This window comes from Streptosporangium sandarakinum (assembly GCF_050942225.1).
GTDB lineage: Bacteria > Actinomycetota > Actinomycetes > Streptosporangiales > Streptosporangiaceae > Streptosporangium > Streptosporangium nondiastaticum.
In genome coordinates this window covers 1,184,777-1,200,760 of sequence record NZ_CP192034.1, presented here as the reverse complement: position 1 = coordinate 1,200,760, position 15,984 = coordinate 1,184,777, and the positions used below count along the sequence as shown (strand labels likewise).

The 15,984-nt window shown below is 72.4% G+C and carries 15 protein-coding genes; 3 read left to right on the top strand and 12 right to left on the bottom strand.

What is annotated here, in order from left to right; translation table 11 throughout:
* Nucleotides 1-151 precede the first annotated feature (151 nt).
* The 5 genes from ACQP10_RS05820 to ACQP10_RS05800 all read right to left on the bottom strand — a co-directional run bounded on the left by ACQP10_RS05820 (nucleotide 152) and on the right by ACQP10_RS05800 (nucleotide 4,765).
* The gene (locus ACQP10_RS05820; protein ID WP_399499985.1) at nucleotides 152-868 is read right to left on the bottom strand and encodes a PH domain-containing protein; all 717 of its coding nucleotides are present in this window, start codon (nucleotides 866-868) and stop codon (nucleotides 152-154) included.
* A gap of 28 nt (nucleotides 869-896) precedes the next feature.
* A complete protein-coding gene (locus ACQP10_RS05815) occupies nucleotides 897-1,976 on the bottom strand; it encodes an adenosine deaminase (protein ID WP_346021830.1) in 1,080 nt (359 codons plus the stop codon).
* Nucleotides 1,977-2,130: 154 nt separating this feature from the next.
* A complete protein-coding gene (locus ACQP10_RS05810; protein WP_346021829.1) occupies nucleotides 2,131-2,484 on the bottom strand; it encodes a cupin domain-containing protein in 354 nt (117 codons plus the stop codon).
* 78 nt (nucleotides 2,485-2,562) lie between these two features.
* A complete protein-coding gene (locus ACQP10_RS05805) occupies nucleotides 2,563-2,895 on the bottom strand; it encodes an AMIN-like domain-containing (lipo)protein (RefSeq protein WP_433541002.1) in 333 nt (110 codons plus the stop codon).
* Between the two features lie 430 nt (nucleotides 2,896-3,325).
* Nucleotides 3,326-4,765, bottom strand: coding sequence for an MFS transporter (locus ACQP10_RS05800; protein ID WP_346021828.1), 1,440 nt, complete (start codon nucleotides 4,763-4,765; stop codon nucleotides 3,326-3,328).
* 86 nt (nucleotides 4,766-4,851) lie between these two features.
* On the opposite strand from ACQP10_RS05800, the gene ACQP10_RS05795 reads away from it, so the two are divergent.
* The 3 genes from ACQP10_RS05795 to ACQP10_RS05785 all read left to right on the top strand — a co-directional run bounded on the left by ACQP10_RS05795 (nucleotide 4,852) and on the right by ACQP10_RS05785 (nucleotide 6,989).
* Entirely contained in the window at nucleotides 4,852-5,247 is a 396-nt protein-coding gene (locus ACQP10_RS05795) for a MarR family winged helix-turn-helix transcriptional regulator (protein ID WP_346021827.1), read from the top strand.
* 165 nt (nucleotides 5,248-5,412) lie between these two features.
* On the top strand, nucleotides 5,413-5,751 hold the full coding sequence (locus tag ACQP10_RS05790) for a PadR family transcriptional regulator (RefSeq protein WP_246423947.1): 339 nt from the start codon (nucleotides 5,413-5,415) through the stop codon (nucleotides 5,749-5,751).
* A gap of 65 nt (nucleotides 5,752-5,816) precedes the next feature.
* A complete protein-coding gene (locus tag ACQP10_RS05785) occupies nucleotides 5,817-6,989 on the top strand; it encodes a hypothetical protein (protein ID WP_433541001.1) in 1,173 nt (390 codons plus the stop codon).
* A gap of 58 nt (nucleotides 6,990-7,047) precedes the next feature.
* Here the strand turns inward: ACQP10_RS05785 and ACQP10_RS05780 are convergent, their stop codons facing one another.
* From ACQP10_RS05780 to ACQP10_RS05750, 7 genes are all read right to left on the bottom strand, one after another.
* Nucleotides 7,048-8,328: a thymidine phosphorylase gene (locus tag ACQP10_RS05780; protein WP_346021825.1), complete on the bottom strand. Its 1,281-nt coding sequence runs from the start codon at nucleotides 8,326-8,328 to the stop codon at nucleotides 7,048-7,050.
* A gap of 2 nt (nucleotides 8,329-8,330) precedes the next feature.
* The gene (locus ACQP10_RS05775; RefSeq protein WP_179823075.1) at nucleotides 8,331-8,744 is read right to left on the bottom strand and encodes a cytidine deaminase; all 414 of its coding nucleotides are present in this window, start codon (nucleotides 8,742-8,744) and stop codon (nucleotides 8,331-8,333) included.
* A 23-nt stretch (nucleotides 8,745-8,767) separates the two neighbouring features.
* Complete coding sequence (locus tag ACQP10_RS05770) at nucleotides 8,768-10,045, bottom strand: ABC transporter permease (protein WP_179819545.1); 1,278 nt, start codon at nucleotides 10,043-10,045, stop codon at nucleotides 8,768-8,770.
* Complete coding sequence (locus ACQP10_RS05765; RefSeq protein ID WP_433541000.1) at nucleotides 10,042-11,193, bottom strand: ABC transporter permease; 1,152 nt, start codon at nucleotides 11,191-11,193, stop codon at nucleotides 10,042-10,044. The genes ACQP10_RS05770 and ACQP10_RS05765 overlap by 4 nt, the downstream gene beginning before the upstream one ends.
* Before the next feature lie 37 nt (nucleotides 11,194-11,230).
* Nucleotides 11,231-12,787 (bottom strand): ABC transporter ATP-binding protein, encoded by a 1,557-nt coding sequence (locus ACQP10_RS05760; RefSeq protein ID WP_312873172.1) that lies wholly within the window; start codon nucleotides 12,785-12,787, stop codon nucleotides 11,231-11,233.
* A gap of 90 nt (nucleotides 12,788-12,877) precedes the next feature.
* Nucleotides 12,878-13,957, bottom strand: coding sequence for a BMP family lipoprotein (locus ACQP10_RS05755; protein ID WP_433540999.1), 1,080 nt, complete (start codon nucleotides 13,955-13,957; stop codon nucleotides 12,878-12,880).
* 389 nt (nucleotides 13,958-14,346) lie between these two features.
* Nucleotides 14,347-15,588: an amidohydrolase gene (locus tag ACQP10_RS05750; protein ID WP_179819547.1), complete on the bottom strand. Its 1,242-nt coding sequence runs from the start codon at nucleotides 15,586-15,588 to the stop codon at nucleotides 14,347-14,349.
* Nucleotides 15,589-15,984 lie beyond the last annotated feature (396 nt).

The window sequence follows — 15,984 nt, the reverse complement described above, 5'->3', positions numbered from 1 at the left end:
TCGCCGCCGCCCGACATGGACCGAGGGAGGATGCGTCCTCCGATGGCGGGCCGTCGCCGGGGAGGCGGGGCGGAGAATACGGCGGGCGGGGGCGGCGCGCCGGCCGTCCCCGCCCGTGGCCCGTCGGGTCGGAACGACCCGGTGTCTCCCGTCAGGAGACCACCACGGCGGCGACCACCACGGCGAGCGCGCCCAGCAGGGCGATCATGGCGGCCGGCGCCCAGGTGAGCCTGATCGGGGCCCGCCCGGCGTCCCCCGCGTCCCCCGCGTCCCCGGCGGCCGGCGCCGTACCGGAGCCGGGGGCCTTCGCCGTACCGGAGGCCCCCGCCGCGCCGGCGGTCTGCGCGGCGGCGAAGGCGGCGGCCCGGCGGGCCGACTCGGCCCGCTCGGCGATCTGCTCGGCCACCCAGTCCGCGTGGGTCTTGCCCGCCAGCAGCTGGGCCGCGGCCTGCTCCCCCTTGGTGGGCGTCGCCTCGGTGCGGAACCGTCCGCCGGTGCGGGCGGGCCGCGCCCGGCGCGCGGCCGAGGCCCGCTCGCGGCCGGAGGTCTGCGGCGTCCAGCAGCGTACGACCGTGTCACCGGAGGTGATCTTGATCGAGTGGGAGACCGTGACGTCGTCCACGGCCGTCCAGGGGAGGAACGTGTCCCTGAACGGGTTGCGCACCAGCACGCCGTCCTCGGCCAGGACGACCCCGGGCCGCAGGCAGGTGATGTAGACCAGCGCGGTGATGACCGCCAGCACCGCGCCCGCGACCATCGACTCCGGCCCGCTGTAGCGGACGACGAGGTCCACCGCGTTGAGCGCGGCGAACACCATCCAGACCCAGCCGAGGATCAACGCGGCCCTCGACCGGAACACCTGCTTCATACCACCGACCCCACTCCCGGAGCCCCGCTCACGCCTGCCACTTGAGCCGTGCGAAACCGGGCTTGATGACGCCGTTGATCAGCGCGAGGCGCTCGTCGAACGGCAGGAACGCCGACTTCATGGCGTTGATCGTGAACCACTGCAGGTCGTCCCAGCCATAGCCGAACGCCTCCGACAGCTTGGCGAACTCCCGCGAGACGCTGGTGCCGCTCATCAGCCGGTTGTCGGTGTTGACGGTGACCCGGAAGTTCAGCCTCCGCAGCAGGCCGATCGGGTGCTCGGCGATGGACGGCGCCGCACCGGTCTGCAGGTTGGAGGTCGGGCACATCTCCAGCGGGATGCGCTTGTCGCGGACGTAGGCGGCGAGCCGGCCGAGCTTGGCCTCGCCGTCGCCCGTCACCGTGACGTCGTCGATGATCCGCACCCCGTGGCCGAGACGGTCGGCGCCGCACCACTGGATCGCCTGCCAGATCGACGGCAGCCCGAACGCCTCGCCGGCGTGGATGGTGAAGTGGGCGTTCTCCCGCTGGAGGTACTCGAAGGCGTCGAGGTGCCGGGTCGGGGGGTAGCCCGCCTCGGCACCGGCGATGTCGAAGCCCGCCACGCCGACGTCGCGGTAGCGGACCGCGAGCTCGGCGATCTCCATGGACCTGGCCTGGTGGCGCATCGCGGTGAGCAGGGTGCCCACCCGGATGTCGCGGCCCTCGGAGCCGATCCTGAAGCCCTCCAGTACGGCCTCGATGACCTCCTCCAGGCTGAGCCCGGCGGAGGTGTGCTGCTCGGGGGCGTAGCGCACCTCGGCGTAGACGACGCCGTCGGCCGCGAGGTCCTCGGCGCACTCGGCGGCGACGCGGACCAGCGCCTCGCGCGTCTGCATGACGCCGACGGTGTGGTCGAAGGTCTCCAGGTAGCGCTCCAGCGAACCGGAGTCGGACGCCTCGCGGAACCAGGTCCGCAGTTCCTCCGGGTCGTTCGTGGGCAGCCGGTCGTAGCCCGTCTCGCGGGCGAGTTCCACGATGGTCTCCGGCCGCAGACCACCGTCGAGGTGATCGTGGAGCAACACCTTCGGAGCCCGGCGGATCTCCTCAAGGGTGGGTAGCTGACTCATCTCGCCATCTTACGTCGCAGGTCGGAACGGAAATCTTGCGGGCGGATCGATCCCGCCCGCCGGAAGGCCCGGCGGGGACCCCTCCCACGTGGGAGGAGCGGCGGGGCCGTGGACACGAAAGGAGGCGCCGCGCGGCACCGCCCGGGGGCCGGGCCTACTCCTCGCGCCCGGCGCCCTCGGGCGAGAAGGCGGGCAGGCAGACCGCGACGTACTCGGCGCCCTCGGGGCCGCTGCTGTAGCGGATCTTCTCCCCCGGCTCGCTCACGAACGCCTGCCCGGCGCCGACCTCGGTCGTGCCCCCGGCGTGCTCGACGATGACGGTGCCCCTGAGGACCAGCGTGTACTCGGCGAACTCCGGCGTCTGGGCCGGCTCCTCCCACCCCGCCGGGGCCTTCATGTGGGCGATCGAGACGGTCTCGTCACCGCTGTTGACCCGGCCGACGTACTCGTCGATCACCTTGCCGCCGGGGACCGGGATCCGCGTCGCGCTGTCGATTCTGCGTACCATCCGACCAGTTTGTCACTTTCCCGGCCGCGGACCAGCCGTGAATCGGACGGAAATCGGCCGGAACCGGCCGGGGAGCGGTCAGTGGGCGACGTCGATGACCAGCCGGTTCGGGCTCCGCTGCTCCGTCACCCGGAATCCCGCCCGGTGGTCCAGGACGATGCCGACGCCCACCACGCCCTCGAAGTCGCCGGTCTTGACCACGTTCTGCACGTTGCCCAGCCCGGCCTGGAAGATCGGCCCGCCCGTCCAGGTGGGTTTCCCGGAGCCGCCGTGCGCCGCGGCCGGCCGCATCCTGACCTCCAGGTAGGCCCCGCCGGTGGCGTCGATCGGGTCGCCCGACCCCTCCTGGACCAGCTTGGGCACCCAGCGCACGGTGTACCCCGGCAGGGCGCCCTTCACGTCGATCACCACGCGGTCGAAACCGTCGTGCTCGGCGAACCGCGCGCCGGTGACGATCGGCGACTCGTCGAGGTCGCGCTCGACCTCGATCTCCCGGGTGCCGGTCGGGGGTTTCCGCCCCGGCCGCGCGGCGGATGTGGCGGCCGGGGAGGACGGCGGCGCGGCGGGGGCCGAGGAGGCGCCCGGCGCCCGGGGGCGTCCGAGGTCGCCGTGGCGGCCGGCGGGTCGGCCGGCGTGAAACCGGTGTCCCGCGCGGCGGCGCCGCAGCCGGCGGCCGGCAGGCCGAGAAGGACGAGGGTGAGGGCGACGCGGATGCGCTTCATGGTGGGCCTCCTACGTCTTAGATGCCCCGGGAGCGGGGGCGGTTCACCCCGTGGACGGCACCGGCCGCCGCGCCGCTTCGATCATCGCAGGTCAGGTGGGGGAAAGCGCCGGAACCACGTCAGACGGTCTCCAGCACCCTGTCGTCCGGCGTCCCGCCGTCCGCCGCGGGGACGGCCGTACGGGCACGGCGGAGGCCGGTGAGCGCGACCACCAGCCCGGTCAGCCCGAGGATCGCCGAGACGGTGATCGCCGCGCGGAAGCCGTCGAGCGGGTCGGCGCTCGTGTTCGAGGTGAGCACGGCCGTCACGACGGCCAGCACGACCGCCCCGCCGACCTGCCCGGAGGTGTTGAGCAGGCCGGAGGCCAGCCCCTGCTCGTCGTCGGCGACGCCGTTGGTCGCCTGGATGTTCAGCGACGGGAAGGACAGCGCGAAGGCGATGCCCAGCAGGACCATGCCGGGGATGACCAGCGTGACCAGGCTCGGGTCCGCGTTCACCCGGAGGAAGAAGGCGTAGCCGCCGGCCAGCGCGGCCGAGCCGATGACGATCAGCCGGGCGGTGCCGAACCGGTCGGCCAGGTCGCCCATCTTGGTGGAGGTCACCGCCACCAGCAGCCCGGCCGGCAGGAACGCCAGCGCGGTCGCCAGGGCCGACCAGTGCAGGAAGTTCTGGAAGTACTGCATGGCCACGAACTGGAAGCCGACGTAGGAGCCGAACAGGATGACCAGGCCGAGGTTGGCCCGGACGATCGGGCCGGACCGCAGGATGCCGAGCCGTACCAGCGGGTGCCTGACCCGCCGCTCGGTGACCACGAACGCGACCAGCAGCGCCACCACCCCGGCCAGCGAGCCGACGGTGCGGACCGAGCCCCATCCGGCCTCGGGGGCCTGGACCACGGTGAACACCAGCAGCAGCATGGAGGCGGTGATGGTGACGGCGCCGATGAGATCGTGGCCGCCCTCGGCCCGCTCCTCCTCGCGCCGGGGCAGGAACCGCAGTGCCGCGACCAGCGCGATGACGGCGACGGGGACCGGCATGAGGAACGTCCAGCGCCAGCCGAGCTGGGTCAGGAAGCCGGAGATGACCAGGCCCAGGGAGAAACCGCTGGCGCCCGCGGCGGTGAAGACGCTGAGGGCCCGGTTGCGGGACGGGCCCTCGGCGAAGGTCGTGGTGATGATGGACAGCGCGGCGGGGGCGGTGAAGGCGGCGCTGACGCCCTTGACGAACCGGGCGGCGATCAGCAGGGTCCCGTCGCTGACCACGCCACCGAGGAGCGAGGCCACCGCGAAGACGGCCAGCGCGGCCAGGAAGACCCGGCGCCGGCCGAGCAGGTCGGCGGTGCGGCCGCCCAGCAGGAGCAGCCCTCCGTAGCCGAGCACGTAGCCGCTGACCACCCACTGCAGGGCGGAGGTGGAAAGGCCCAGGTCGGCCTGGATGGACGGCAGGGCCACGCCGACCATCGACACGTCGAGGGCGTCGAGGAACACCACGGCGGAGAGCACCGTGAGCGCGGCCCAGAGGCTCGCGTCCCAGCGTTCGTCGGGGGAGGAATGGATCATGCCGCATACTTTTCCATGCAGATGCATCTAATGCAAACGAATTTAATTCCTGTGCATTAAATGTTCACACATGGTACGATCCGCGCATGAGCGAGGAGTCCCTGGTCGGCGCCTGGCGCGAGGTGCTGGCCAAGCACGCCACGACCTCCTGCGTGCTGGAGCGCGAGCTCTCCGAGCGGCACGGGCTCGGCATGAGCGAGTTCGAGGTCCTGGAGCGCATGGTCGAGGGCGGCCGGGAGAAGTACCGCGTCCAGGAGGTGGCCGACGCGGTCCACCTCAGCCAGAGCGCCTGCTCGCGGCTCATCGCGCGCCTGGAGAAGGCCGGACTGGTGTGCCGCGGGATGTGCGAGGCCGACCGGCGGGGCGTCTTCGTCCTCATCACCGACGAGGGCCGCGCCCGCCACGCCGAGGCCAGGCCCACCCACCGCGCCGTCCTGGCGGAGGTCTTCTCCCCCGCGGAACGTCTCACCTCTCCCGCCTGAGCCACCCGGCGCGCTTCCGCGCCGTCCCACGCCGTCCCGCGCACCTCCGAACCGTCCCGCACGCCTTCGAGCCACCCCGCGCGCCCGCCGACCCCCGGACCCGGCGCGCCGGCGGATTCGGTTTCACCCCGCCCAATATCCTGTCTCCCAATATATTGTGGGAGCATGAGCCCGCGAACGATGACGGAACCCGCGTTCCTCGTCCTCACCGCCCTCGTCGACGAGCCCCGCCACGGCTACGGCATCGTCCAGGAGGTCGAGAGGCTGTCCGGGGGGCGGGTCGAGCTGAAGATCGGCACGCTGTACGGCGTGCTGGACCGGCTGGCCGCCGACGAGCTGGTGGCCCTGGACCGCGAGGAGGCCGAGCGGGGGCGGCTGCGCCGCTACTACCGCCTCACCGAACCCGGCGCCCGCGCCCTGGAGGCCGAGGCCGTACGGCTGGCCGGGAACGTCGAGGCCGCCCGCACCCGGTTAAGCGCCCGGCACGCGGGAGGCATGGCGTGAGCGAGCGTGACGAGCGAACCGGCGGGCACGGCGGCCCCGCGCACGCGACCGGCGAAGGAGGTGGCGTGAACGAGCGTGGTGATGAGTACGGCGGCCCCGCGCACGCGACCGGCGAAGGAGGTGGCGTGAGCGAGTACAGCGGCCTGCTCGAAGAGCGTTACCGCCGCGTGCTGCGGCTGCTGCCCGCCTCCTACCGCGCCGAGCGCGAGGAGGAGATGGTCGACGCCTTCCTGGAGGGTTCGGGCGGCCTGACCGACGCCGACGACCCCCGGCCGCGCTGGTCGGAGGTCGCCAGCGTCGCCGCCCTGGCCGTGCGGGTGCGCCTCGGCGGGGGCGGCGCGGGGCCGCGGCAGCTCGTCTGGGGTGAGGCGGTCCGCCTGACGGCCGTGCTGGGCCTCGCCTTCTTCGCCATGAGGAGCTGCGACTGGCTCATCGACCTGCTGAGGTCGTACGGGGTCTTCGGCACGCCGCCCGCCGTCCCCGTCTCCCCGGGGGACCCCGGGACGGCGGAGCGGGTCCGCGACATCGTCGGGTTGTTCGGCGCGCTGCTGCCGATCGCGGCCCTCGTCGCGCTCGTCCGGGGCCGTCCCCGCGTCGCGAAGGTCACGGCACTGATCTCCGTGGCCCTGACACCGCTCTCCGCGGTCCTGTACTACGGCCCCGGCCTCCAGGCGCCGAGCGCCGCGTTCTGGGACATGTTCGCCCAGACCACGGCTCCGCACCTCCTGCTGCTCATCGTCCCCATGCTGGCGCTCCTGTCCGGGTTCCACCGTGACGCGCCGCGGACGCCGTCCTGGCGGCCGGTCCTGTGGGCGCTGTCCGCCGCGGCGGTGCTCAACCTCGCCTTCAACGCCCTGGCCCCGATCGCGCTGGCCGCGCAGACCGACTTCGGGGTCTGGTCGTGGATCTGGCCGTGGTGGGGCGAGCCGGGGCTGGCCTGCCTGGCACTCCTGGTCACGAGCCTGATCCGCGCCGTGATGTGGCTGAGGGGCGGCGCGGGCAGGAACCCCGCCTGGCCGCTGGCACTGGCGGCGCTGTCCGTGCCGGTGGCGCTCGTCCGCCTCCTCGACCTGGTCACCGGGCCCGACCCGGCCACCGCCACGATGATGGCGGTGGACATCGGCCAGCTCGCCGCGGTCGCGCTGTGCGGCCTGGTGTCCGTCGTCCTGGCCGTCCGTTCGATGCCCGCCCCGCCGCCCGCGACCGCTCAGGCCGCCCCGCCGGAGCGCGCGGCCTGAGCGCACCGACGCCCGCGGTCCGGCGGCGAGCCGGACGGCGGGCGCCGGGCGAACGGTGTCAGGCGGTGACGCGGTCGATGACCAGCGGGAGCAGGCCCGGGTCGGCGGTCTCGCCGACCGTGTAGGCGCCCTCCAGCGCCGCCAGCGCCCGCTCGAAGCGGGAGGCGTCGTCGGCGTGCAGGGTCATCAGCGGCTGCCCCTCGCGGACCTCGTCGCCGGGCTTGGCGTGCAGCGTGATGCCCGCGCCGAAGGACACCGGGTCCTCCTTGCGCTCCCGGCCCGCGCCGAGCCGCCAGGCGGCCAGGCCCACGCCGTAGGCGTCCAGTGTGGCGAGCACGCCGGAGGCGGGGGCGAGGACCTGCGTGGTCTCGGCGGCGACGGGCAGCGGGGCGTCGGGGTCGCCGCCCTGGGCGCTGATCATCCGCCGCCAGACGTCCATCGCCGAGCCGTCCCGCAGCGCGTCCGCGGGGTCCTTGCCGCCGGTCAGGCCCGCGGCGGCGAGCATCTCGCGGGCCAGCCGTACGGTCAGCTCGACCACGTCGGCGGGGCCGCCGCCGGCGAGGACCTCAACGGACTCGGTGACCTCCAGCGCGTTGCCCACGGCCAGGCCCAGCGGGCGGTCCATGGCGGTGAGCAGCGCGACCGTGGTGACCTTGGCGTCGGTGCCCAGCTCGACCATGGTGGTCGCCAGCTCGCGGGCCCGCTCGGGGGTCTTCATGAACGCACCGGAGCCGACCTTGACGTCCAGGACCAGCGCGCCGGTGCCCTCGGCGATCTTCTTCGACATGATCGAGGAGGCGATCAGCGGGATCGCCTCGACGGTGCCGGTGACGTCGCGCAGCGCGTAGAGCTTCTTGTCGGCCGGGGCCAGCCCCTCGCCCGCCGCGCAGATGACCGCGCCGGCCTCGCCGAGCACGTCGAGCATCTCGGCGTTGGACAGCGAGGCCCGCCAGCCCGGGATGGACTCCAGCTTGTCCAGCGTGCCGCCGGTGTGGCCGAGGCCGCGGCCGGACAGCTGGGGCACGTAGCCGCCGCACGCGGCGACCAGCGGGGCCAGCGGCAGCGTGATCTTGTCGCCCACGCCGCCGGTGGAGTGCTTGTCGGTGGTACGGCCGGGCAGCGCCGACCAGTCCATCCGGTTCCCCGAGCGGATCATCGCGGCGGTCCACTCGGCGATCTCCCGCCGGGTCATGCCGTTGAGCAGGATCGCCATCGCCAGGGCGGACATCTGCTCGTCGGCGACGACGCCCCGGGTGTAGGCGTCGATCACCCAGTCGATCTGCGCGGTGGACAGCTCGCGGCCGTCCCTCTTGGTGACGATGACGTCGATGGCGTCCACGGTCAGTCCCCCCGGCTGAGGTTGTCGGGCCCGAAGGCGTACGGCAGGATCTCCGCCATCGGCTTCGGACCGTCCACGGTCTCCACGAGCAGCTCGCCGCCGCCGAACTCGTACAGCAGCTGGCGGCACCGGCCGCACGGCATGAGCAGCTCCTCGTGCCCGTCGACGCAGGTGAAGGCGACGAGCCGGCCGCCGCCGCCCGCCTGCAGCGCCGACACCAGGCCGCACTCGGCGCACAGGCCGACACCGTAGGAGGCGTTCTCGACGTTGCAGCCGGACACGATCCGCCCGTCGTCCACCAGGGCGGCGGCGCCGACCGGGAACTTGGAGTAGGGCGCGTACGCGTTGGTCATGGCCTGCACCGCCGCGGTCTTCAGCGCCGCCCAGTCGATGCCCGTCTCGTCGGCCTTGCCCATGGAGGACCCCCCAGATGTCGTGGTCACTTCGCCTGTCCCCTGCGGTACGGCACGCCGTTCGCGGCCGGCGGGCGCAGGCGCTGCGCCGCCAGTGACAGCACCAGCAACGTGGTGATGTGCGGGGTGACCGAGGTGAACTGCGCCGCGATCGTGTCGGTCAGCGCGAACACGGCGAACACCGCGACCGCGGCGACGGCGGTGATCAGCGCCGCCCGGGTGCGGTGCTGCCGGACGAGCTGGTAGACCGCCAGGCCGGCGATCAGGATCGCGACGAGCAGCAGCAGTGCGTGCACCGACTCGCCGCCCCGGCGGAGCTGGAGCGCGTCGGTGTAGCCGAACAGCGCCGCGCCGGCCGCCAGGCCGCCCGGACGCCAGTTACCGAAGATCATCGCGGCGAGGCCGATGAAGCCGCGGCCGCCGCTCTGCCCCTCACGGTAGGCGCTGGCGGCCACCAGCGACAGGAACGCCCCGCCGAGGCCGGCGAGGGCGCCGGAGACGACCACCGCGACGTACTTGTAGTAGTACACGTTGACGCCCAGCGACTCCGCCGCCACCGGGCGCTCGCCGCAGGCGCGCAGCCGCAGGCCGAAGGCCGTCCGCCACAGGACGTAGAACGTCAGCGGGACGAGCAGGATCGCCAGGATGGTGAACAGCGAGACGTTCGTGGTCAGGCCGCGCAGGATGCCCGCCAGGTCCGACAGCAGGAACCACTGCTTGGACTCCAGCGAGGTCAGCGCGTCGGAGACCCCGGGCAGGCTGACGGTCCCCGGCTTGGGAACCGGCGGCGACTGCGTGTCGCCGCCGCCGGGCATCTCGGCGAATGTGATCTTGGACAGGAACTGGGTGACGCCGCCGCCCAGGATGGTGATCGCCACACCGGAGATGATGTGGTCGACCCCGAACGTCACGGTCGCGATCGCGTGCAGCAGGCCGCCCAGGGCGCCGCCGACCGCGCCGGCCACCACGCCCGCCCAGGGGTTGGCGAAGTGGATCGCGCCCCAGGCTCCGCACCAGGTGCCCATGATCATCATGCCTTCGAGGCCGATGTTGACCACGCCGGCCCGCTCGGACCACAGGCCGCCGAGCCCCGCCAGGCCGATCGGCACGGCCAGCGCGACCGCCGCGTTGACCGCTCCGGCCGAGGTGAGGTCGCCCGCGCCGGTGAGGACGCGGACGACCGACAGCAGGACAACCAGGGCGCCGAGGCCGAGCAGCAGGAGCCGCCAGGTCAGCCGGAACTTCCCGGTCCCGCCCGGCTCCTGGACCCGCCCCTTCTCGACGGTGAGGGCACCTTCGCTCATGCCGACGCTCCTTCAGGCTGAGCCGGGGTCTTGCCGGCCAGTTCCTTGCTCACCCGGCGCTGCCCGGCGGAGATCTGGTAGCGGTGGACCAGCTCGTAGGCGACGATGACCGAGAGGACGATCGTGCCCTGCATGATGGCGACGATCTCCGGGGAGATGTCGTGCAGCTGCAGGATGTTCGACGAGGCGTCCAGGAAGCCCCACAGCAGGGCGCCGAGCGCGATGCCGACGGGGTGGTTGCGGCCCAGCAGCGCGATCGCGATGCCGGTGAAGCCGAGACCGGTGGGGAAGTCCAGGCTGTAGCTGTAGGACGCGCCCAGCAGCTGCGGCATGCCGATCAGGCCCGCCATCGCGCCGGACATGATCATCGCGATGAGGACCATCTTCCTGACGTTGACGCCGCTGGCCACCGCGGCCGACTCCGAGCGGCCGGTGGCGCGCAGGTCGAAGCCGAAACGGGTGCGGTTGAGCAGGACGTGGTACAGCACGCCCATGGCGACCGCCAGGAGGATCAGCCCGAACACCTTCGTCCCGGTCCCGGGGATGATCTCCAGTCCGGGCACCCGGGCGGCCTCCGGGATCGGCTTGGTGCCGATGTTGTTGCTGCCCGCGACCTCGACCGCGAGGCGGTCGGTGTTGAGCAGCCAGGCGCCGAGGGCGGTGGCGATGGCGTTCAGCATGATCGTGGAGATGACCTCGCTGACGCCGCGCCGGACCTTCAGCAGGCCGGCGATCGACGCCCAGCCGGCGCCGACCAGCATGGCGACGACGATGACGAGCACGGTGTTCAGCGGGCCCGGCAGGACGGCGGCGCCGCCCACGGCCGCGGCGATGAGCGCCGCGAGGCGGTACTGGCCGTCCACGCCGATGTTGAACAGGTTCATCCGGAACCCGACCGCCACCGCCAGCGCCGACAGGTAGTACGTCGTCGCGTAGTTCAGGGTGAGCACCATCGTCCGCGGCTGCACGCCGTAGTCGACCATGACGCCGAGCGTCTCCAGCGGCGGGCCGCCGGTGACCAGCAGGACGATCGAGGTGATCAGGCCGGCGAAGACGATGGCCAGGACGGGCGCGGCGAGCGAGAGCAGGCCGCCGAGCCTGACCCGGCCGAGCAGCCGGTCGGTGAAGCTCGACTCGGCGGGGCTCATACGACCACCCCGGCCGTGCCTCGCGTTACGCAGATGTTCATGCCGCCTCTCCAGCACCGGTCATGGCCGACCCCAGCCGCTCGGGGGTCACGTCCCGCGGATCGACGTCCGCGACGATCCGGCCGCGCAGGATCACCTTCAGCGTGTCGGACAGGCCGATGAGCTCGTCCAGGTCGGCCGAGATCAGCAGTACGGCCAGGCCCGCGGCGCGCGCCGCGCGCAGGTGGTCCCAGATCGCGGCCTGGGCTCCGACGTCGACGCCGCGCGTCGGGTGGGACGCGATGAGGAACACCGGGTCGCCGCTCATCTCCCGGCCGACGATCAGCTTCTGCTGGTTGCCGCCGGACAGCGCCGCGGCGTCCACGTCGATGCCGGGGGTGCGGACGTCGTACTCCTCGACGATGCGCCGGGTGTCGGCGCGGGCCCCGGACCGGTCGATCCAGGGCCCCTTGACGTTGGGCCGGCGCGTCTGGTGGCCGAGGATGCGGTTCTCCCACAGCGGGGCCTCCAGCAGCAGCCCGTGCCGGTGGCGGTCCTCGGGGATGTAGCCGATGCCGGCCTCGCGGCGGCGCAGCGTCGGCCAGGCGGAGATGTCCTGCCCGCCGAGCCGGATCTCGCCCTCGACGGCCCGCATTCCCATGATCGCTTCGACGAGCTCGGCCTGGCCGTTGCCCTCGACGCCGGCGATGCCGAGCACCTCGCCCTTGCGGATGTCGAAGCTGACGTCGTCGACGACGGGACGGCCGTCGGCGGAGCGGACCGTCAGGCCCCGCACCGACAGCTCGACCGTGTCGGTGACGGTGGACTCGCGGGTCTCGGGGCTGGGCAGCTCGCTGCCGACCATCAGCTCGGCGAGCTGCCGGGCGGTGACGTCCTTGGGGTCGACGCTCGCCACGGTCGTACCGCGCCGGATGACGGTGATCGCGTCGGCGACCGACAGGACCTCGTCGAGCTTGTGGGAGATGAAGATGATCGTGAGGCCCTCGCGGACCAGTCCGCGCAGGTTGGCGAACAGCTCGTCCACCTCGTGGGGCACGAGCACGGCGGTCGGCTCGTCCAGGATGAGGATCCGGGCGCCGCGGTAGAGGACCTTGAGGATCTCCACCCGCTGCCGGGCGCCGACGCCGAGGTCCTCGACCAGGGCGTCGGGATCGACGCCGAGGCCGTAGGAGCGGGAGATCTCCCGGATCCTCTCGCGGGCCGAGCCGAAGTCGAGGCCGAGGCCGCCCTTGCGGGGCTCACTGCCCAGGACCACGTTCTCCAGGACGGTGAGGTTGTCGGCGAGCATGAAGTGCTGGTGGACCATGCCGACGCCGACCTCGATGGCGTCCGCCGGGGAGCGGAAGCTCACGGGCTTGCCGTTGACGCGGATCTCTCCCTCGTCGGGGCGCTGCATGCCGTACAGGATCTTCATGAGGGTGGACTTGCCCGCGCCGTTCTCGCCGACGACGGCGTGGACGTGCCCCTGTCGTACGGACAGGGAGATGTCGCGGTTGGCCACGACCCCGGGGAATCTCTTGGTGATTCCCTCGAGCTCGACGGCCGGGGTCGAGGTGCTGATGACGGCCTCCTCCGCACGGACGGCCCAGGTCACGGAAAGTGAGTGAGGGTGGGAACGGACGGAAGGGCCCGGGGAGTCGTCCACCGGGCCCTTCATCACTGTCGGCTCAGAAACGAGATCCGGTCAGGAGTTCTTGTCGGGAACCGTGATCTCGCCGGAGATGATCTTCTGCTTGTACTCGTCGAGCTTGGTCTTGATGTCGTCGATCTGGCCACCGGTGGTGGAGTAGTCGACGCCGCCGGCCTTGAGGTCGTAGGTGATCGCGCCGTTCTTGACCGCGCCGTCGGCGTAGCTCTTCAGGAAGTCGAAGACCGCGACGTCGACCTTCTTGACCATCGAGGTCATGATGACGCTCTGCAGTTCGGGGGCGGCGGTCTTCGCCTGGTCGGAGTCGACGCCGATGGCCATGCCCTTGGCGGCCTTGGCGGCCTCGAACACGCCGCCGCCGGAGCCGCCCGCGGCGTGGTAGACCACGTCGGCGCCCGCGTCGAACATGCCCTGGGCGGCCGTCTTGCCCTTGGCCGGGTCGTTGAAGCCGCCGAAGTCCGGCGGCTCGCTGATGTACTTGCTGTCGATCTTGATGTCGGGCTTGACCGCCTTGGCGCCGGCCATGAAGCCCGCCTCGAACTTCGCGATCAGCGGCACCCGGACGCCGCCGACGAAGCCCACGTGGTCCTTCTTGCTCTTCAGCGCCGCGGCGGCGCCGACGAGGAAGGAGCCCTCGTGCTCGGCGAACATCAGGTTGGAGATGTTGGGGCCGGTGGCGTCGGCGTCGTCGACGATCGCGAACTTGGTGTCCGGGAACTCGGCGGCGACCTTCTTGAGCGGGCCGGAGTAGGCGAAGCCGATGGCGATGATCGGGTTGTAGCCGCCGTCGGCGAGCAGGCGCAGCCGCTCCTCCTTGGCCGCCTCGGTCTCGCCGTTGCCGGCCTCCAGCTCCTTGGTCTCGGCGAGGCCCAGCTCGCCCTTGGCCTTGTCCAGGCCCGCGGCGGCGGCGTCGTTGAACGACTGGTCGCCGCGGCCGCCGATGTCATAGGCCAGACCGACCTTGGCGCCCTTGCCGCCGCCGGCGGCGGCGCTGCTGCTCCCGCCGTCAGCGGGCTTCGCCGACGAATCCTCGCTTCCACCACACGCGGCAGCTCCCATGAGCATGCTGCCCGCCAGTACGGCGGCGGCCAGCCTGCCGTATCGGTTCTGAAGCAAGACGGACTCCCTTCGCGAATTCGTGCACGCGCGAAGAGACGCACGGCAACCCTGCACGGAAGATAGTTGGTTGACCAGCGTTGACCAAACCAGGACACGAGTCCGAAACAGGTCCGTTATGCAGCTCAGGCCGCCCTGTGACACAGGGCGGCGGCCCCGTCTACCTACCGGTAATGTCGGTCGCCGCGCCGAACCGCCCGTCGCCCGGCGGTTTCCCCTCCGGGGGCCGTCCGCCGGACCGTTCCGGCCACCGCCCCCGGTGTAGCGCATCTCACATCATGGACGGGATCGTAGATCTTTCCGGCGGGCCGGTCTCCGGCGCCCCGTACGGCCGCCCACCCGCCCCGCCGGGGTACGGCGCGACCACCGGAAGGCCGTCGGCCGGGACGTCAGTTGTCGGCGTTCAGCGACACGAGCGGCTCGCCGCTGCTGGGCCGCTGCCCCTCCCACAGGGCGGTGAGCGCGGTGGCCGCGAGGAAGCGCACCCCGGCGCCGATGCAGCTCTCGTCCACGTCGAAGGTGCCCTGGTGGATGTCGGCCAGGTGCGGTGAGCCCGGGGTGCGGGTGCCGAGCCGGGCGTAGGCGCCGGGGATCGACTCGAGGTACCAGCCGAAGTCCTCGCCGCCCAGGCTCTGCTGGGTCGGCGCGGGAGCCCCGTCGCCGAGCACGCCCTGGGCGGCCTCGGTGAGCATCTGCACGCTGACCGGGTCGTTGACCACCGGCGGGACGCCCCGGATGTAGTCCATGTGCGCCTCGACGCCGTAGGCGCCGGCGACCGAGTCGAGCAGGCCCTTGATCAGGTCGGGGGCGGCGTGCCAGGCGTCCTCGTCCAGGCAGCGCACGGTGCCCTCGGCCACGCCGTCGTCGGGGATCGCGTTGGCCACCGAGCCCGCCTCGACCCGGCCCCAGACCAGGCTCAGCGACGAGCGCGGGTCGACCCGGCGCGACAGCGCGGCCGGCAGCTCGGTGAGGATCTTGGCGAGCGCGAAGACGAGGTCGGCGGTGAGGTGCGGGCGGGCGGTGTGGCCGCCGGGGCCGCTGACCCGGATGGAGACCCGGTCGCAGGCGGAGGTGATCGGCCCGGACTTGAGGCCGACCCTGCCGACGTCCAGGCGCGGGTCGCAGTGCAGGCCGAAGATGCGGTCGACGCCGCTGATGCCGCCGGAGGCCATGACCTCCAGCGCCCCGCCGGGGAGCTCCTCGGCCGGCTGGAAGATCAGCCGGACCCTGCCGGGCAGCAGCCCGGCCTCGGCCTGCTGGGCCAGGAAGAGCGAGGTGCCGAGCAGGACCGTGGTGTGCACGTCGTGACCGCAGGCGTGGCACACGCCCGGGACCGTCGAGCTGTAGGGCACGTCCTTCTCGTCGGGCACGGGCAGCGCGTCGATGTCGGCCCGCAGCCCCACGGTGGGCCCGTCGCCGCTGCCGACCTCGCAGATCACGCCCGTGCCGCGGGGAAGCACCGCGGGGACGAGGCCGGCCGCGATCAGGCGGTCGGCGATCCGCTGCGTGGTGCGGTACTCGGCGAAGGCGAGCTCCGGGTGCATGTGCAGGTCACGGCGGAAGTCAATGAGCTCCTGCTCGGACCCGGCGAGAAACGCGTCGAGCTCTCCCCGGAGATTACGCCCCCGCATTGTGCACCTTCCCATCCGCGTCAGCGGCTTCGAACGTCGCGGCAATCATGAACAACTGCCCCGGAATCATGTGATCCAACGGGCAGCCTGAAAAAGGCCGTCGCGCCGATGGGCCGGAGTGGATGCGTGGACCGCGCCGGCGCGAATCAAGGAACGCCGACACGGAGGTGCGAGCCAGTGTGAGGCGACCGGCGTACCGACGATGACATCGACTTTATCCCTCCCACGCGGCCCCTCGCCGCCATCTGGACCAAATGTTTTGTCGCCCCGTGGCCTTCTCGGGCACCTTCTGACCCGTTGGAACCAGGGGTGATGACCCGTATTGGCCATGCCGGTAGCCGTACCGGGGGGGTGGGAGGGGGTGCCCGGGCGCCGGAGACCGCCGGGGGACGCCGG